We start from the raw sequence: 17,830 nt of genomic DNA on the forward strand, positions 1-17,830 counted from the left end.
GACCCGGCCGGCTTCGCCTGGGCGGTGGCGGCCGTGGTCGACTGTGCCGACGAATGGCACCAGGCGCTGGCGGCGCTGCCGCCGTCGCAGCGCGCCGGCTGGGCGGCCGCGGCCCAGGCCCGGCTGGCCGGCGGCGCCGGCCCGGGCGACAAGGAGCGCTCGCTGGCCCGCTACGCGCTGGCCTGGGCCGCCGACTCCATCGCCCTGCAGCCGCCCGCCAGCGATGCCTTGTACGACGCCCGCCCCAGCGCCTGGATCGGCCTGCGCGCCGGTGGCACGCTGCCGCTGGTGCAGGCCGTGCTGGACGCGGCCCAGGCGCGCGGCGTGCCGGTGCTGTGGCTGGACGAGGACCCGCCGCGCGAGCGGCTCTTCGAGGCCGCCGCCACGCTGCCGCCGCCCCAGGAGCACCTGGCCGACGATGCCGAGGGCGAGGCCCGCGCTGCCGCCGCCGAGGTACTCGACGCGCTGCACCGCCACCCACAGGGCGCGGTGGCGCTGATCGCCCAGGACCGCGAGGCCGTGCGGCGCGTGCGCGCGCTGCTGGAACGCGCGGCGGTGGAGGTGGTCGACGACACAGGCTGGCGTGTCGCCACCACGCGGGCCGGCGCGCGCGCCATGGCGCTGCTGCGCGCTGCGCGGGCGCTGTCGCGGCCCGCGCCCGGCGCCGAGGACCTGTGGCTGGCCTGGTTGAAGGACGACAGCGCCTTCACCGCGCAGGCCGAGGCCCTGCGCAGCCTGGAAGCGCTGTGGCGCGGCCGCCGCCTCAGCCCCGCCCGCCGTGAGCAGGCGCTGGCCTTCTGGGACGCGGCGCAGGCCCGCCTGGCGCCGCTGCGTGAGCCGGCGCGGCGTCCGCTGGCCGACTGGCTGGCCGCGCTGGCGGCGCTGTGGCTGGACGATCCCGCCCAGGCCAGCGCCTGGCGCGACGACCCCGCCGGGCGTGCCGTGCTGGCCGCCTGGCGCCTGGAGCCGCCATGGAACCAGGCCGCCGGCTGGCCGGCGCTGGCGGCCGCCACCCGCTTCACGCTGGACGAGTTGATCGCCTGGGCCGACGAGGCACTCAGCGAAGCCAGCGTCGTGCCAGAGCACCCGCCGCAGGCGCGGGTGGTCATCACGCCGCTGGCGCGGGCCATGCTGCGGCCTTTCGTGGCCGCGGTGCTGCCGGGCGCCGACGAACAGCGCCTGGGCGGGCATGAGCCCGGCGTCGACCTGATCGGCCCGGCGCTGCGCCGCGCGCTGGGCCTGCCCGGCGTGGCCGAGACGACCGAGCGCGAGGCGCTGGCCTTTGTGCAGGCGCTGCGCCTGCCGCAGCTGTGCCTGCTGCGCCGGCGCGCCGATGGCAGCGAGCCGCTCGGCCCCAGCCCGCTGCTGCAGCGCCTGGTGCTGGCGCGCGGCGGCCAGGCCCTGCCGCCATCCAGGCGGTTGCCGCCGCTGCGCGACTGGACGCCGCGGCCGGTGGCCGAACCAGCGTTGGTGTCCACGGGCGCGCGCTGGCCCGCCACGCTCAGCGCCAGTGCGGTGGAGGCCTGGCGCGACTGCCCCTACAAGTTCTTCGCCCAGCGCCTGCTGGGTCTGGCCACCGACGACGAACTGGATCGACTGGCCGAGAAGCGCGACTACGGCGACTGGCTGCACGCCGTGCTGCTGCACTTTCACCAGCAGCGTGCCGACGGCGCCGGCCTGGCGGCCGACCGCGCGCTGCTGCAGCACTGCGCCCGCGCCGTGGCGCCCGACGCCCGGCTGTCCGAGGGCGAGATGCTGCCCTACCTGGCCAGCTTTGACCGCTTGTGTGATCCCTACCTGGCCTGGCTGCAGGCGCGCGACCAGGCCGGCTGGCGCTGGACCGCAGGCGAGGTCGAGCGCCAGCGCCCGGCGCCCGCGCTGGGCACGATGGGCCTGCACGGCCGCCTGGACCGCCTTGACAGCGGCCCCGGCGGCGCCGTGCAGGTGATCGACTACAAGACCGGCCGGGCGGATGAGCTCAGAGCCAAGGCCAAGGGCCTGGAGGACACGCAGCTGGCCTTCTATGCCGCGCTGGCCGTCACCGATGGCTCGCCCGTGGGCGCGGCCTACCTGGCGCTGGACGAGCGTGACGGGCCCCAGTGGATCGAGCACGCCGAGGTGCTGGCCGATGCCGATCGCCTGCTGGGCGAACTGGCCGCCGAGTTCGACCGCGCCCGTGCCGGCGAGCCGCTGCGCGCGCTGGGCCGCGGCCAGGCCTGCGAGCGCTGCGACATGCGCGGCCTGTGCCGCCGCGACCACTGGGCTGCGCCGCCCGACGCGGCGGCCGAGGCCATCACCGAGGCACTCACCGCGCGCGGAGGCGACGAATGACCGGCGCCGCCTACGCGGCCGACGGCCAGCCGGTTGACCGCGCCGCCTTCTACGCCATCGCCTGCGACCCGTCGCGCAGCGTGGTGGTCGAGGCCTGTGCCGGCGCAGGCAAGACCTGGATGCTGGTCTCGCGCATCCTGCGCGCGCTGCTCGACGGCGCCCAGCCGCCCCAGATCCTGGCCATCACCTTCACCCGCAAGGCCGCGGGCGAGATGCGCGAGCGCCTCGACCAGTGGCTGGCGGAGTTGTCAGACGTTCGCGCCAGCCACGCCCAGCGCGTTCAGGCGCTGCGCGAGCGCGGGCTGGATGCCGCGCAGGCCGAGGCGTTGGCGCCCGCGCTGGGTTCGCTGCAGCGCCGCGTGCTGGCCCAGGGCCGGGCGGTGCAGGTGCGCACCTTCCACAGCTGGTTCTCGCAGCTGCTGCGCATGGCGCCGCTGGACGCGCTGCAGACCCTGGGCCTGCAGCCCGGCATGGCGCTGATCGAGAACACCGACGAGCTGCGCCCCGAGCTGACGCGGCGCTTCCTGCGCCGCGTGGCGCAGACGCCCGAGCTGGACAGCGCCTTCCGCGGCCTGGTGGCGCGCCATGGCCGCAGCGTGCTGCAGCGCTGGCTGGACGGCGTGCTGGAGCGCCGCATCGAGCTCGAACGCGCCGACGCCCACGGCACGCTGGCGGGCTCGGTACCGCCGGTGGGCGCGGTGTTCGACGACTGCCAGGACCTGGCTCATCCCACCGAGCTGCTGCGTGCGCCCGGCTGGGTGGCCACCGCCACCGCGCTGCGCGACCGGCTGCGCGACGACACCCGCTCCACCGTGGTGCCGGTGGTGGACGGCCTGTCCCGCGCACTGGCGCACCTGGCTGCCGATGAGACCGAGCTGGCCTATGCCGCCGCGCGCCAGGCGCTGCTGGGCAAGTCGACCGGCCAGGCCAAGGGCAATGTGGCCGGCAAGCCGCCCGAGATTCCACTGCTGGCCGAGGAGCTGCTGGCCATCGCGCTGCGCCTGCGCCAGCACGAGGCGCACCAGGACCAGACCGCGCTGCTGCCGCTGGCGCGCGCATTGCTGCAGGAATTCGCGGCGCTCAAGCGCGCGCGCGGGCTGGTCGACATGCCCGACCTCGAGAACCTGGCCCTGCACCTGCTGCGCGACGCCGAGCAGGCCGGCTGGATCCAGGAGCGCCTGGACGCCCAGTTGCGCCACCTGCTGATCGACGAGTTCCAGGACACCAGCCCGATGCAGTGGCACGCGCTGCAGCCCTGGCTGGCCGCCTACGCGGGCGCCGGGGGCGGCGCCAGCGGCCAGCAGCCGCTGTCGGTGTTCATCGTCGGCGATCCCAAGCAGAGCATCTACCGTTTCCGCCGCGCCGAGCCGCGCGTCTTTGCCGCTGCCGCGCAGTTCGTGGCCGACTCGCTGCACGGCCGCCGCCTGTCCTGCGACCACACGCGGCGCAACGCCGGGGCGGTCATCGAGACGCTGAACCAGGTCTTTGGCGTTGCGGCCGACTACCCAGGCTTTCGCCCGCACACCACCGAGGTGGCGCTGGCGGGCGAGGGCGTCTGGCGCCTGCCGCTGGTCGAGCGTCCGCCGCGCGCCGGCCGGAAGACCGACGTCGCCGAGGCCGCCTGGCGCGACAGCCTGACCCAGCCCCGCCACGAGGAGCGCGAACACCTGGGCGCGCAGGAGGCGCGCTGGGCGGCTCGCGCGATCGCCGAGCTGCTGGCCCAGGGCCGCCGCCCGCGCGACATCCAGGTGCTGGCGCGCAAGCGCAGCGTGCTGGCGCGCCTGTCCGAGGCGCTGCGCGTGCTGCATGTGCCGCATGTGCAGCCGGCCGAGCTGTCACTGCTGGACGAGCCCGAGGCGCGCGACCTGGTGGCGCTGCTGGATGTGCTGGCCTCGCCCGGCCATGACCTCTCACTGGCCCAGGTGCTGCGCAGCCCGGTGTTCGACGCCAGCGACGAGGACCTGATGGCCCTGGCCGCCGAGGCCCGCGGCGAGGCCTGGTGGCCGGCGCTGCAGCGGCTGGCCGCCGCCACCGGCGCAGCACCGGCCCTGGCCCGCGCCGCGCCGCTGCTGGCGCGCTGGGCTGAGCTGGCGCGCCAGTTGCCGCCGCACGATCTGCTGGACCGCATCATCGACGAGGGCGAGGTGATGGGCCGCATGCTGCGTGCGGTGCCCTCCGAGCGCCGCGGCCCGGCGCGGGCGGTGATCGAGGGCCTGGTCGCCGCGGCCCTGTCACTCGATGGCGGCCGCTACGCCACGCCCTATGGCTTCGTGCGCGCGCTGCGCCGCCAGTCACCCACGGTGCCGGCGCTGGCCCAGGCCGACGCGGTGCAACTGCTGACGGTGCACGGCGCCAAGGGCCTGGAAGCCGAGGTGGTGTTCCTGCTCGACACCGACCCGGAAGGCCGCAACGCCGAACCCGGCGCGCTGCTGGTGGACTGGCCGGTCGAGCAGGACCACCCGGCCCGTGTGGCCTTCGTGGCCTCGGCCGCCAAGCGGGCGCCGTCGCTGGACGTGCTGCAGGCCGACGAGGACGCGCAGCAGGCCCGCGAGGAGCTCAACAGCCTGTACGTGGCGCTCACCCGCGCCCGCACGCGCCTGGTGCTCAGCGCGGTGACACCCCACCGGGCAGGGCCGGCACCGTCGTGGTGGGCTCGTCTGCAGGGCCTGGCCGCGCCCTGGGAGCCTGCGGCACCGGCGCCAAGCGCCCAGGCTGGCGCTGCCCCGGTGCAGACCGATGACTGGGCCGCGCTGCGCCTGCCAGCCGCGGCGGGTGGCGGCATTGCCCAGGACTGGGTGGCCCCGGCGCGCAGCGACGACCGCCTGACCCGTCTGGGCGAGGCCTTTCACCGGCTCATGCAATGGGCGTGCGGGCCGAGCGGACCGGACGCCGACGCGCTGGACAGCTGGCTGGAGCGCGCCGCCCGCGCCGCCGCCGCCGAATTCGAGCTGGCGCCCGCCGACGTCGCCGTGCCCCAGGCCGCTGCGCGTGCAGTGTTGGCGGGTGCGGCCTTCGGACCGTGGTGGCGCGACCCGGCGATCGTCTGGGCCGGCGACGAGGTGCCGGTGGACGATGGCACGGCCGCGCTGCGCATCGACCGCCTCGTGGTGCGCCGCGAGCCCGACGGCCAGCGCATCTGGTGGGTGCTGGACTACAAGCTGGACCACGCCCCCCACACCCAGCCGGCCTACCTCGATCAGCTGGCCGCCTATGTGGCCGCGGTGCAGCGCCTGCAGCCCGGCGACTTGGTGCGCGCGCTGCTGGTGGGCGGCGACGGCCGGGTGCACCGGGTCTAGGATTGGGCGGCTTTGGGCCGTTACTTCCGGCCACTGCGGCGGCAGGCCGCGCGGTTCAATCGAGCCACGCTGCCCTCCGTGTCCGCCCCCATGAGCGCCCCTGACCGAACTGCCGACGCCCCGAAAGCCACGAGTGCCCCCGTGCGCCGCTTCGGGCGCTACCAGTTGCTGCGCCTGCTGGGCAAGAGTGAGCGCAGCATGGCCTGGCATGCTGCCGACGAGCGCCAGGGCAGCGAGCTGATCCTGGTCATGCCGCGCCAGCAACCGCTGGGCGAGGCTGCCACGGCCTGGCTGCAGACCGTGCGCCGCGCTGCGCGCCTGAACCACCCGAACCTGGCCACGCCGCTGGAGATCGCCGAGCACGAGCGCTGGCCCTACGCGGCCTATGAGCGCGCCGGTCGCGTCACCTGGGCCGAGCGCTTCTCGCGCCAGGGCATCCCCGCCGAGGAGATGGCGCCCTGGGCCTCGCAGGCCGCGCTGGGCCTGGCCTATGCCCACGAGGCTGGTGTCGCCCACCGTGATGTGCAGCCCTGGCTGCTCAGCGTGGACGACGCCGGCCGCGTGCAGGTGCTGGGCCTGGAAGTGCCCCAGCGCGCCAGCAGCGCCTCCAGCGTGGGTGCGATGGAAGAGCTGCGCCAGGTGCGCGACGCCGCGGTCGGCGACGTGCTGGCCCTGGGCATCGTGATGCACCACGGCCTGGCCGGCCAGCCCGCGCTGGACCAGGCCGATGTGGCCCGCGTGGTGGCAATGATGCCGCCGCAGGGCAATGATTTCGTGCGCCTGCCCTGGAACGTGCCGCGGCCGATCCCGGACGCGCTGCGGGCCATCGTCAACCGCGCCACTGACCGCCAGCCGCGCCAGCGCTACCGCAATGCGCGCACGCTGCAGCGGGCGCTGGACGGCTGGATCAAGGCCAATGCCGACCTGGAGGGCGGGCCGCTGGCGTTGCTGCTCGACCGCATCCGCGCCGCCGGCGTGCTGCCGGCGATGCCCGGCGGCGCCGACCGCGTGGCCCATCTGGCGCTGATGGAACGCGGGCGCACCAGCGAGCTGGCCGAGGTGGTGCTGGGCGACATGGCGCTGGCCTTCGAGCTGCTGCGTCTGGTCAATGGCGCCACGGTGCATGGCGCGTCGGTCTCCAGCGACGGTCCGGTGCTGATGCTGCGCCGCGCGATCGCCATGCTGGGCCTGGAGGGCGTGCGCCGCGCGGCGCTGTCGCTGCGGCCCTGGCCCGGTCCGATGGACGAGGCGGCCGCCACCGAGATGGCGGCGCTGATGCAACGTGTACAGCGCGCCGGCGGCGTGGCCACGCGGCTGGCGCCGGCCGGGTATGACGGCGAGGTGATCTCGCTGATCGCGCAAATGCAGAACCTGGGCCGGCTGGTGGTGCAGTACCACTTTCCGGACGAAGCCGCACAGATCCGCCGCCTGATGCAGCCCGGCGAGGCCGCCGATGGCAAGGCCGGCGGTGAGCCCGGCATGAGCGCCGAGGCCGCCTCCTACGCGGTGCTGGGCATTGACCTGGAAGCCCTGGGTCTGGCCGTGGCCCAGCACTGGGGCCTGGACGACTCGGTGCAGCAGATGATCCGGCGCATCCCGCCGGGCGCACCGGTGCACCATCCCGACAGCGACGCCGACATCCTGCGGGTCACGGCCAGCTGTGCCAACGACCTGCTCGACGCCAGCGCGCTGGCACCCGCGCTGGTGGGGCCGGCGCTGGCCGTGGTGGTGCGCCGCTACGCACGGGCGCTGGGACTGACCCAGCCCGAGATGCTGGGGTCCCTGCAGGCGCTGCCGGCGGCCGCCGAGTCGCGCGCGATGCCCGCCATGATGGCCGACGCCTCGGCCGCCACACGCGCCTTCGCCCAGGCCGGCGGACCCTCCGGCGCCCCACGCGCGGCGGCGGCGTGACGCCCTCGAGCGGGCAACGGATCGGCCGCTTCGAGTTGCGCGGCGAGCTGGGCAGCGGTGCCCAGGCCACGGTGTGGCGGGCGCTGGACAGCACCCTGCAGCGCGAGGTGGCGCTGAAGATCTTTCACCCGCAGGCCGAGTCCGAGCTGGCCGCCGAATGGCGCGACGAGGCCCGCCTGGCTGCCGGCCTGCAGCACGCCGGCATCGTGGCGGTACACGACCTGCTGACGATCAACGACCAGCCGGTGCTGGTCAGCGAGTGCGTGCCCGGCGGTACGCTGGCCGCGCGCCTGCGCCAGGGCCCGCTGGCGCCGCGTCCGGCGGTGACGCTGATGCTGGGCGTGCTGGACGCGCTGGCCCATGCCCACTCCCACGGCGTGGTGCACCGCGACCTGAAGGCCTCCAACGTGCTGCTGGACGCTGATGGCCGTCCCAAGGTGGCCGACTTTGGCATTGCTGCGCGCATCACTGACAGCCATGACGGTCGCATCGTCGGCTCGCCGGGAACGATCTCGCCCGAGGCCGCGGCTGGTGCCGCACCGGCGCCGTCGATGGACCTGTTCGCCGCCGGCATGCTGCTGGGAGAGATGCTGGTGGGCGTGCCGCTGCGCCGCAGCGAGGGGCCCACCCAGGCGATTGCCCAGGCGCGTCATGTGGACGTGGTCTGGCCGACGGTGGACAACGAGGTGGATGATCATCTGCGGGGCATCGTGCTGCGCGCCACCGCCCGCGATCCGGGGCGGCGCTGGCCGGACGCCGCGGCGATGCGCGACGCGCTGCAGGCCTGGCTGCATCCGGCCGCGGCGCCGGGGCCGGGCGCGCACCCGACGCTCGATTTCCTGCAGCGGCGCATGCGCCTGGCGGGCGACTTCCCGGCCCTGTCGGACGCGGTGTTGCGCATCCAGGCGATCACGGCCTCCGATTCCGAGAGCGTGCACACGCTGGCCGCCGAGATCCTGCGCGACGTGGCGCTGACCCAGCGCCTGCTGCGGGTGGTCAACAGCGCGCGTTTCCACCACGCCAACCAGGGCGAGGTCAGCACCGTCTCGCGCGCGGTGGCACTGGTGGGCTTTGGCGGCATTCGGGCGATGGCCTTGTCGCTGCTGTTGCTCGAGCACATGGGCAACCAGGCCCAGGCCGGCCGCATGAAGGGCCTGTTCCTCGAGACCTTGCTCACCGCGGCGCTGGTCGACCAACTGACGCCACCCAGCCGCGAGCGCGAGGAAGCCTTCCTGGCCGGCATGTTCAGCCAGTTGGGCCGGCTGCTGCTGGCCTACTACCTGCCGCAGGAGGCGCAGCACCTGCAGGGCCATGACGGTCCCCAGGACGAACGCGCCCAGGTCGACGTGCTGGGTCTGTCCTGCGCCAGCCTGGGGCAGGGCGTGGCGGCCTCCTGGGGTTTGCCGCAGGCGCTGTGCCAGGCGATGTCGGTGCCGCATGGCGAGCCGCCGCAGCACCGCGTAACCGCCCCCACCGAGGCCATGCGCTGGCGCGTGCGCGCCGCCCACGAGCTGGTGCAGCGCCTGCTGGACGAACGCGGCGAGGGCGCCGACCCCCAACCCGCCTGGGCCGCGCGATTCGGCGCGGCGCTGGGCCAGTCGCAGGAGGCGATGCTGCAGGCCGTGTCGGCCGCTCGGGTGATGCTGGCCGACCTGGCCGGCTCGCTGGGGCTGGACGCCGGCCCGCGGGTGCGCGCCAGCCGCCTGTTGGCGCCGCCCAGCGCGTCGGCCGACGACTTCACCGCCACCGTGGCTGAGGCGCCCGCCAGCGCCGCGGTGCAGCAGTTGCTGGCTGCCGGCATCGCCGATGTCACCGCCACGCTGGCCAGTGAAACGGGCAGTGTGGGCCAGGTGCTGCGCATGATCGCCGAGACGCTGTGGCGCGCCCTGTCGCTGGACCAGGTGGTGCTGGCGCTGCGCGACCCCAAGGGCGAGCAGCTGTGCGGCCGGGTGTCGATGGGCGAGGGCGCAGCCGAGCTGGCCGCTGCGCTGAGGATCGACCTGCGCGAGGGTCCTGCGCCCGACCTGTTCCAACTGGCTTGCCGCAAGGGCCTGGACACCCTGATCGACGACGCCCGGGCCGAATCGCTGCGCCCACGCCTGCCGACGCTGTTGCGCGAGGCGCCGCCGCGCAGCTTCGTGCTGCTGCCGATGGTGCTCAAGGGACGCTGCTTCGGCCTGCTCTACGGCGCCTGCCAGGGCCGCACGCTGCAGCTGTCGGAGGCCGAACTGAGCCTGGTGCGCAGCTTGCGCAACCAGGCGGTCCTGGCGGTGCGCACGGCAGCGTAAGCTGTCGCCCCGATGACCGTGACCGACACCGCAGGCGCGGCGCCCCCGCGCCTGCGCGACCTGCCCGATTTCCGCCGCCTGCTGGCCGCACGAGCCGCTGCCACCACTGCCAACCAGATGCTGATGGTGGCGCTGGGCTGGCAGATGTACGAGCTCACCCGCAGCGCCTGGCAATTGGGCCTGGTCGGCCTGGTGCAGTTCGTGCCTGCGCTGCTGCTCACGCTGCCGGCCGGGCACCTGGTGGACCAGCATGACCGCCGGCACACGTTGTTGGCCAGCCTGGCCCTGCAGGCCGTGGTGGCGGCGCTGATGAGCGTGGGCAGTGCCGCTGGCTGGCTGGGGCCGGCGGGCATCTTTGCCGTGTCGGCACTGCTGGGCGCGGCCCGGGCCTTGCAGATGCCGTCGCTGCAGGCTCTGCTGCCCTCACTGGTGCCCCCCACGGCGCTGCCGCGGGCGGTGGCGGCTGGCGGCGCGGTGCTGCAGGCCTCGATCGTCGGCGGACCGGCGCTGGGCGGGCTGGTCTACGCGGCCGGTCAGGAAGCTGGGGCGGCCTGGGTGTATGGCCTGGCGCTGCTCTTGCTGGTGCTGGCCGGTGGCGCCGTCCTGCGGCTCACCCCCCAAGGCCGGCCAGCGTGCGTGGGAGCCGAGCCCGGCGCGCTCACCGCCGGCCTGCGCTTCATCCTGGCGCACCCGGTGCTGCTGGGCGCCATGGGGCTGGATCTGCTGGCCGTGCTGCTGGGCGGCGCCACGGCGCTGCTGCCGATGTTTGCGCGCGACATCCTGGGCACCGGCCCCGAGGGCCTGGGCCTGCTGCGGGCCGCACCGGCCATGGGGGCGCTGGCCTGCGGCCTGTGGCTGGCCCGGCATCCGCTGCAGCGCCGTGCCGGCCGACGGCTGCTGCAGTCGGTGGCGGTGTACGGCCTGGCCACGCTGGGCTTTGCGCTGGCCGGCAGCTGGCCGCTGGCGATGCTGGCACTGGCGGTGGCGGGTGCCGCCGACATGGTCAGTGTGGTGATCCGCCAGAGCCTGGTGCAAATGGAAACGCCCGATGCGATGCGCGGCCGCGTGGCGGCGGTGAACTCGGTGTTCATCGGTGCCAGCAATCAGCTGGGCGAGTTTGAGTCGGGTGCCACGGCGGCGTGGCTGGGACCGGTGGGCTCGGTGCTGCTGGGAGGCACCGGCACGCTGCTGGCCGTGGTGCTGTGGCCGCGGCTGTTCCCGGCGCTGTGGCAGCGCGACAAGCTGTAGGCCGGCGGCAGGCTCAGGCCGGGTGCAGCGCGCCGAACTGGCGCTTGCGCTCGGCGGTGTAGTCCCACCAGGGCCGCGGCGCGGCGCCGTTCATGAAATCGACAATGGCCAGGAAGGTGTCCAGCACGCAGGGGTCCTGGCGCTTGCCGCTGTGGCGCTCCAGTGCGCGGTACAGCGCATAGGCATCGCGACCGGCCAGTTGCGAGGGGTGCTGGATGCCCAGCGCACGCAGGTCGGCCGCCATGGCCGGGCCCACGTTGGGCAGGCGTTCCAGCGTGTCGCACTCGGCGGCGCTGGCGGCTTTCGGAGATTTGATCGTGCCCACGGTACTGCGCCGGCGGATGTCAGATCAGCATGTGCTGGCGCACCAGCCCCACGGCAATGCCTTCGATTGAGAAATCCTCGCGCTCGGGGCCGACCACGATGGGCTGGAAATCGGGGTTCTCGGGCAGCAACTCGACGCCCTGGCGACCACGGTGAAAGCGCTTGACGGTGACCTCGTTGTCAAGGCGGGCGACGACGATCTGGCCGTTGCGCACCTCACGGGTTTGCTTGACGGCCAGCAGGTCGCCGTCAACGATGCCGGCGTCGCGCATGCTCATGCCCTTGACCTTCAGCAGGTAGTCGGGCTTTTGCGGAAACAGCGAGGCCTCAAGCACATAGGTCTGGTCCACATGCTCCTGGGCCAGGATGGGGTGGCCGGCCGCCACCCGGCCGACCAGCGGCAAGGTGAGCTGGGCCAGGCTGGGCAGCGGCAGCATGAACTGCTTGCCGCGGGCCTCGTTCAGGGCGCGCAGCGTGGCAGACTGCAGGCGGATGCCGCGCGAGGTGCCGCCGACCAGCTCGATCACGCCCTTGCGGGCCAGGGCCTGCAGGTGCTCTTCAGCGGCGTTGGGCGACTTGAAGCCCAGTTCGGCGGCGATCTCGGCCCGCGTGGGCGGGGCGCCAGTGCGCTCGATGGTGCTTTGCACCAGGTCGAGCACCTGCTGCTGCCGGGCGGTGAGCTTGGGACTTTCAAGCATGGGCGAGGGCCAGTTCCTGGTGGAACAAGGCTGAGGTTGCATCCAGTATCTGTATTTTTATCCAGACTGTCGAAAAATGCAAAGTGAATCGGCACGCATCGTGATCCTGGGCACCGGCGGCACCATTGCCGGCGCGGGTGACAACGTCGGCTATGCGGCCGGCAGCCTCAATGTGACCCAGCTGCTGCTGGCCGTGCCGGCGCTGGCCAGCCGCACGCTGGAGGCCGAACAGGTGGCCCAGCTCGACAGCAAGGACATGGACCACGCCACCTGGCAGCAGCTGGCGCGCCGCGCCGCCCACCACCTGGCGCGGCCGGAGGTGGCCGGCGTGGTGGTGACGCACGGCACCGACACACTGGAAGAAACCGCCTGGTTCCTGCAGCGCCTGCTGGCGCCGATCAAGCCGCTGGTGATCACGGCCTCGATGCGCCCCGCCACCTCGCTGCAGGCCGACGGGCCGCAGAACCTGCTGGATGCGGTGACGCTGGCCGGCGAGCCCGGCGCCCAGGGCGTGCTGGTGGCGGTGGGCGGCGAGGTCTGGGCGGCGGCCGATGTGCGCAAGACCCAGCCCTTTCGCATCGATGCGTTTGAAGGCGGCGACGCACCGCCGGTGGCCAGCGTGCGCGAAGGCCGCGTGCTGCGCTGGCGCGACTGGCCGCGCGGCGTGGCGCTGGGCCTGGAGACGATCGAGCCGCCGGTGGCCGACTGGCCACGGGTGGGCATCGTGCCCAGCCATGCCGGTGTCGAGCCGGTGCTGGTGCATGCGCTGGTCGAGGCCGGCTACCTCGGCCTGGTGGTCGAGGGCACCGGCAACGGCACGGTGAATGCCGCGCTGGAGGCGCCGCTGCAGGCAGCGGCGCAGCGCGGGGTGCAGGTCTGGCGCGCCAGCCGCTGCCAGCGCGGCGGCATCATCGGCCAGCCCGAGGGCGCCTGGCCCTCGGCGGGCGCGCTCACCCCCGCCAAGGCGCGGGTGGAGCTGCTGCTGCGCCTGCTGGTGGGGCGCTGATCAGGGCTGCTTGAAGCGCTGCGGCGTGTAGACCGATCCGCCCAGGTCGGCGTCATCGAAGGCGAAGACGAAGAACTGGTTCGGGTTGTCCAGGCCGCCGACGCTGGCCAGGAAGTCGTTGTCGTTGGCCACCCACAGCGTGTGCTTGCTGACACCGTCGATCACCACATCCTCGCCAAAGGCCAGGCCTTCGAGCTTGGCGGGGATCTGCGCATCGGTCAGGCCGGCGGCGTTCAGCGCCGCGCGCAGGTCCAGGAACAGCGTCTTGGCCGGCGCCACGGCCAGCAGGGCCGCCGCACCGCTGAGGTGGCTGACATCGGTGGCGCCGGCCAGGTCGACCTTCCAGAGCTGCTTGACGATGGCGGCGGTGCCGTCGCCCAGGCCCTTGCCGTCGCGCTCGAGCACCAGGAACTCGTGGCTGTTGATCGCCAGGATCTCGCTGCTGTTGTAGGCCTTGTTCATCGCCGGGATGAAGTTGTCGTAGGCGAACTGCTCGACGGTGCCGGTGGCGATCTCGATGCGCACGATGCGGTTGGCGCGGCCGCCGTCGCCGCCGTCCTGCAGCAGCGGGCTTTGCATGAAGCCGATCAGGAATCGCCCGTCCGGCGTGATGGCCAGGCCTTCCATGCCCTTGTTGGCCACACGGCCGCTGGTGTTGCCGCTGATCTCGGCGGCGCCTGTGGCGGACAGGGTGGCCGCCGCGAAGGTGGACGAGGGCATCGCGAAGGCGCGCTTGCGCTTGCCGCTGTCGCAGTCGAACTCGTAGACGTAGGCGCCGTACTCGTCGCTCAGGTAGACGCTCTTGCCATGGCGAGAGACGCGCAGGCCCTCGGGGTCGAGGCGGGCGTGCAGCGGGTCGAGCGAGTTGCCGGCGCCGAAGTTGTCGCTGCGGCCGCTGAAGTAGTGCTGACGCTTGGTGTTGATGGCTGGCACGGCCGGGCCATAGTGCAGCTCATCACGCGACCACAGCAGCGTGGTGGCGGTGAGCGTGGGGGTCAGGGTGTAGGGCAGCGGACCCGCCGGGTTCGGGGTCAGCGCCATCGACAAGGTGTGAAAGCGCGGGACCCAGCTGGTGGTGTTGTCCACGGCTGCGTTCCAGTCTGCGGCGTTCGGTCCGCGGTCCGGCAGCGCCAGGAAGGTGCTGCCACCCGCCCAGGCCAAGGCCGAGCCCAGGCCGCCCAGCAGGTTCGCTGGTGCCCCGTTCTCGAGGGTGCCGGTGAGGCCCGAGAGGTCGGCTGCGTCGCCAGGCAGGCTGCCGCGGGCGATCAGCGTGGGGGCGGCCTGCACACTGGTGATCAGCGTGGCGCAGGCCAGGGCGAGGAGGGACGAACGCGACGAGAAAGACATGGCGGGGATCCGTGGGTACGACGATCCCGCCATGCTCGCCGCCGTCGGTGACCGTCGCGTGACGGCACGGTGACGCGGCGATGTCGGTGCTCAGACCACGGTCAGCACCACGTCGATGTTGCCGCGAGTGGCATTGCTGTAGGGGCAGACCTGGTGGGCGGCGGCCACCAGGGCCTCGGCGGCGGCGCGCTCCATGCCGGGCAGGCTGATCGCCATCGCCACCTGGATGCCGAAGCCGCCCTCGATCGGGCCGATGCCGACATCGGCGCTGATGCTCACGTCGGCCGGCAGCTTGAACTTCTGGGCCGCGGCGACCGCGCCCATCGCGCCGATGAAGCAGGCCGAGTAGCCGGCGGCGAACATCTGCTCGGGGTTGGTGCCGTTGCCGCCAGCGCCGCCCAGCTCGCGCGGGGTCGACAGCTCGACGTTGAGCTTGCCGTCGTCGGACTTGGCAGAACCGGTGCGGCCGCCGGTGGCGGTGGCGTGTGCGGTGTAGAGGACTTTTTGCAGGGCCATGGTCGTCTCCTGAGGAGTGGGGGGTGACAAGGGATCAGGCGGCGGCCTGGTCCAGGCGGTGGCGCAGTGCCTGCAGGCGCTGCGTCAGGTCGGTGATTTCATCGAGCTGGCAACCGCTGGCGCAGGCAATCGCCTGCGGCACGGCCAGCGCCTGTTCGCGCAGTGCGCGGCCGGCGGCGGTGAGGCGCAGACGCACGCGGCGCTCATCGGCGCTGTCGCGCAGGCGCTGCACACGGCCGGCGGCCTCCAGACGCTTGAGCAGCGGCGTCAGCGTGCCCGAGTCCAGCCCCAGTCGCTGACCCAGTTCGCTGACCGTGGCGTTGTCCTGCTCCCACAGGGCCAGCATCACCAGGTACTGCGGATAGGTCAGGTCCAGCGGCGCCAGCAGCGGCTTGTACAGGCGCGTCATGGTCAGCGAGGCGGCGTAGATGGCGTGGCACAGCTGGCGGTCCAGCGACAGCCAGTCGGTGGCGGCGGGAGCAGGGCGGCGCGGTGTCATGGGTTGAAACTTTACACGTAATTAAATTGTACACAATCTAAATGGTCTTTGTGGCGGGTGCCGCTGCCACTGCAAGCCAGGCGGGCGCGGTGGGCCGGGGCGGTAAAATCGAGGGTTGCCAGATCTCCCCCAACCAGAACACGCCATGTCCAACATCCTCCAGCAACTGCCCGTCGGCGAGCGCGTCGGCATCGCCTTCTCCGGCGGCCTCGACACCTCGGCCGCGGTGCACTGGATGCGCGCCAAGGGCGCCGTGCCCTGCGCCTACACCGCCAACCTGGGCCAGCCCGACGAGACCGACTACGAGGAGATTCCCCGCAAGGCCAAGGCCTATGGCGCTGACATCGCCCGCCTGATCGACTGCCGAGCGCAACTGGTGGCTGAGGGCATTGCGGCGATCCAGTGCAGCGCCTTCCACATCTCCACCGGCGGCGCCACCTACTTCAACACCACGCCGCTGGGCCGCGCGGTCACCGGCACCGCGCTGGTGGTGGCGATGCGCGACGATGGCGTCAACATCTGGGGCGACGGCAGCACCTACAAGGGCAACGACATCGAGCGCTTCTACCGCTACGGCCTGCTGGCCAATCCGTCGCTGAAGATCTACAAGCCCTGGCTGGACCAGACCTTCATCGACGAGCTGGGTGGCCGCAAGGAGATGAGCGAGTACCTCATCGCCAACGGTTTCGACTACAAGATGAGCGTGGAGAAGGCCTACTCCACCGACTCCAACCTGCTGGGTGCCACCCACGAGGCCAAGGACCTGGAGTACCTCAACGCCGGCATCAGCATCGTCAAGCCGATCATGGGCGTGGCTTTCTGGAAGGACGAGGTCGAGGTCAAGCGCGAGACCGTCAGCGTGCGCTTCGAGCAGGGCGTGCCAGTGGCCCTGAACGGCCAGACCTTCCCTGATCTGCTGAGCCTGTTCTACAAGGCCAACGAGATCGGCGGCCGCCATGGCCTGGGCATGTGCGACCAGATCGAGAACCGCATCATCGAGGCCAAGAGCCGCGGCATCTATGAGGCCCCGGGCATGGCGCTGCTGCACATCGCCTACGAGCGCCTGGTCACCGGCATCCACAACGAGGACACGATCGAGCAGTACCGCGTCAACGGCCGCAAGCTGGGTCGACTGCTGTACCAGGGCCGCTGGTTTGACCCGCAGTGCATGATGCTGCGCGAAACCGCCCAGCGCTGGGTGGCCTCGGCGATCACCGGCGAGGTGACGCTGGAGCTGCGCCGCGGCAACGACTACACGATCCTGAACACCGAGAGCCCCAACCTGACCTACGCGCCCGAGCGTCTGTCGATGGAGAAGGTGGAAGGCGCCTTCACGCCGGCCGACCGCATCGGTCAGCTGACGATGCGCAACCTGGACATCCAGGACACGCGCCACAAGCTGGGCATCTACTCGGGCGCCGGGCTGCTGGGCAGCAGCCACGGCGGCGTGATGCCGCTGCTGACCGGCGACAAGCCCGCCGAGTAAGGCTCAGCGCCGCCACGGCCAGGCCCGCTTCGGCGGGCCTGCCTGCTTCAGGCACCCACTGCTGCCCGGTAGGCGTGCCAGGTGCCATGGCCAACCACCGGCCCCACCACCAGCAGCCCGGCAAAGCCGGGCAGCAACGCCAGCGTCACCAGGCCGGTGATCAGCGCGCCCCACCACAGCATCACGCCGGTCTGCGTGAGCACCAGGCGAAAGCTGGTCAGGCCGGCCGTGATGGCGTCGACCGGGCGGTCCAGGATCATCGGGATGCTGATCACGCTGACGCAGTAGATCAGCCCGGCGAAGACCGCACCGACCACAACGTAGGTGATGATGAAGCCCAGGTTCTCGGGGTCGAGCAGCGCCAGCAGCGAGCCTTTGAAGTCGGGCATGCCGTCAAAGCTGACCGCAAAGATCACCAGGCTGGCGCGGCCCCACAGCATCTCCAGCACCAGCAGCACGAAGCCAAAGATCGCCAGCGTCGAGGTGCGCGTGCGCCAGGCGGTGAGTGCGCTGCCCAGCGTGGGTGTGCGGCCGGCCTCCAGCTCGCGACTGACGTGGTACAGGCCCAGGCACAGAAACGGGCCCATCAGCAGGAAGCCTGCCGACAACGCCAAGGTATAGGCCGGCTGGTACTGGAAGACCTCCAGCAGCATCCAGCCCATGGCCATGAAGCAGGCGCCGAAGAACAGCCCGATGGCGGGGGCGCGCCGAAAGTCGTGCCAGCCCAGGCGCAGCCATCGCAGCGGGTCGCCGAAGCCCAGCGGGCTCAGCAGGATCGGGCCTGCCGGGGCAGCGGCGGCAGCGGTGTCGTCGATGGGCATGCCATCCTCCTCGTGTCGCGCAGGGTACGCGGGCGGCCGAGGCGCCGTCCACGCGGGCA

13 protein-coding genes are annotated in these 17,830 nt (G+C 72.7%); 7 read left to right on the top strand and 6 right to left on the bottom strand.

The genetic code is table 11. The features are described from left to right. The 5 genes from KAK06_RS11460 to KAK06_RS11480 form a co-directional block, all read left to right on the top strand. Positions 1 to 2,331 (top strand): PD-(D/E)XK nuclease family protein (locus KAK06_RS11460; protein ID WP_210802247.1); only part of this gene is annotated, 2,331 nt, incomplete at its 5' end. Then, complete coding sequence (locus KAK06_RS11465; protein WP_210802249.1) at positions 2,328 to 5,627, top strand: UvrD-helicase domain-containing protein; 3,300 nt, start codon at positions 2,328 to 2,330, stop codon at positions 5,625 to 5,627. The genes KAK06_RS11460 and KAK06_RS11465, both read left to right, overlap by 4 nt. A gap of 141 nt (positions 5,628 to 5,768) precedes the next feature. After that, positions 5,769 to 7,538 carry a serine/threonine protein kinase gene (locus KAK06_RS11470; protein WP_210802250.1) on the top strand — a complete coding sequence of 590 codons (1,770 nt, stop codon included), beginning with the start codon at positions 5,769 to 5,771 and terminating at the stop codon, positions 7,536 to 7,538. Beyond that, entirely contained in the window at positions 7,535 to 9,826 is a 2,292-nt protein-coding gene (locus KAK06_RS11475; protein WP_210802252.1) for a protein kinase domain-containing protein, read from the top strand. Before KAK06_RS11470 ends, KAK06_RS11475 begins: the two co-directional genes overlap by 4 nt. Before the next feature lie 12 nt (positions 9,827 to 9,838). Then, a complete protein-coding gene (locus KAK06_RS11480; protein WP_210802254.1) occupies positions 9,839 to 11,074 on the top strand; it encodes an MFS transporter in 1,236 nt (411 codons plus the stop codon). 13 nt (positions 11,075 to 11,087) lie between these two features. Here the strand turns inward: KAK06_RS11480 and KAK06_RS11485 are convergent, their stop codons facing one another. Beyond that, positions 11,088 to 11,399, bottom strand: a complete 312-nt coding sequence (locus KAK06_RS11485) for a helix-hairpin-helix domain-containing protein (RefSeq protein ID WP_310741075.1) — start codon at positions 11,397 to 11,399, stop codon at positions 11,088 to 11,090. Positions 11,400 to 11,418: 19 nt separating this feature from the next. Next, entirely contained in the window at positions 11,419 to 12,096 is a 678-nt protein-coding gene (lexA, locus tag KAK06_RS11490; RefSeq protein WP_210802255.1) for a transcriptional repressor LexA, read from the bottom strand. A gap of 76 nt (positions 12,097 to 12,172) precedes the next feature. Between lexA and KAK06_RS11495 the strand changes: the two genes are divergently transcribed. After that, positions 12,173 to 13,102 carry an asparaginase gene (locus tag KAK06_RS11495; protein ID WP_210802256.1) on the top strand — a complete coding sequence of 310 codons (930 nt, stop codon included), beginning with the start codon at positions 12,173 to 12,175 and terminating at the stop codon, positions 13,100 to 13,102. Here KAK06_RS11495 and KAK06_RS11500 read toward each other — a convergent pair whose 3' ends face one another. The 3 genes from KAK06_RS11500 to KAK06_RS11510 all read right to left on the bottom strand — a co-directional run bounded on the left by KAK06_RS11500 (position 13,103) and on the right by KAK06_RS11510 (position 15,464). Then, positions 13,103 to 14,449 (bottom strand): esterase-like activity of phytase family protein, encoded by a 1,347-nt coding sequence (locus KAK06_RS11500; protein ID WP_210802257.1) that lies wholly within the window; start codon positions 14,447 to 14,449, stop codon positions 13,103 to 13,105. A 90-nt stretch (positions 14,450 to 14,539) separates the two neighbouring features. Then, positions 14,540 to 14,965 carry an organic hydroperoxide resistance protein gene (locus KAK06_RS11505; protein ID WP_210802258.1) on the bottom strand — a complete coding sequence of 142 codons (426 nt, stop codon included), beginning with the start codon at positions 14,963 to 14,965 and terminating at the stop codon, positions 14,540 to 14,542. Between the two features lie 34 nt (positions 14,966 to 14,999). Then, on the bottom strand, positions 15,000 to 15,464 hold the full coding sequence (locus KAK06_RS11510; RefSeq protein WP_210802259.1) for a MarR family winged helix-turn-helix transcriptional regulator: 465 nt from the start codon (positions 15,462 to 15,464) through the stop codon (positions 15,000 to 15,002). A gap of 145 nt (positions 15,465 to 15,609) precedes the next feature. Here KAK06_RS11510 and argG point away from each other — a divergent pair, with 145 nt between their 5' ends. Further along, positions 15,610 to 16,950 (top strand): argininosuccinate synthase, encoded by a 1,341-nt coding sequence (gene argG, locus KAK06_RS11515; RefSeq protein WP_210802260.1) that lies wholly within the window; start codon positions 15,610 to 15,612, stop codon positions 16,948 to 16,950. 47 nt (positions 16,951 to 16,997) lie between these two features. Here argG and KAK06_RS11520 read toward each other — a convergent pair whose 3' ends face one another. Beyond that, entirely contained in the window at positions 16,998 to 17,771 is a 774-nt protein-coding gene (locus tag KAK06_RS11520) for a DUF2189 domain-containing protein (protein WP_210802261.1), read from the bottom strand. Positions 17,772 to 17,830: the final 59 nt, after the last annotated feature.

The organism is Ideonella aquatica, assembly GCF_018069755.1.
In the GTDB taxonomy this organism is placed as follows: Bacteria; Pseudomonadota; Gammaproteobacteria; order Burkholderiales; family Burkholderiaceae_C; genus Ideonella; species Ideonella aquatica.

Coding starts and splice junctions, on each gene's coding strand:
- KAK06_RS11465 (WP_210802249.1), top strand. CDS start 2,328: ATGACCGGCGCCGCCTACGCGGCCGACGGCCAGCCGGTTGACCGCGCC.
- KAK06_RS11480 (WP_210802254.1), top strand. CDS start 9,839: ATGACCGTGACCGACACCGCAGGCGCGGCGCCCCCGCGCCTGCGCGAC.
- lexA (WP_210802255.1), bottom strand. CDS start 12,096: ATGCTTGAAAGTCCCAAGCTCACCGCCCGGCAGCAGCAGGTGCTCGAC.
- KAK06_RS11495 (WP_210802256.1), top strand. CDS start 12,173: ATGCAAAGTGAATCGGCACGCATCGTGATCCTGGGCACCGGCGGCACC.
- KAK06_RS11500 (WP_210802257.1), bottom strand. CDS start 14,449: ATGTCTTTCTCGTCGCGTTCGTCCCTCCTCGCCCTGGCCTGCGCCACG.
- KAK06_RS11505 (WP_210802258.1), bottom strand. CDS start 14,965: ATGGCCCTGCAAAAAGTCCTCTACACCGCACACGCCACCGCCACCGGC.
- KAK06_RS11510 (WP_210802259.1), bottom strand. CDS start 15,464: ATGACACCGCGCCGCCCTGCTCCCGCCGCCACCGACTGGCTGTCGCTG.
- argG (WP_210802260.1), top strand. CDS start 15,610: ATGTCCAACATCCTCCAGCAACTGCCCGTCGGCGAGCGCGTCGGCATC.
- KAK06_RS11520 (WP_210802261.1), bottom strand. CDS start 17,771: ATGCCCATCGACGACACCGCTGCCGCCGCTGCCCCGGCAGGCCCGATC.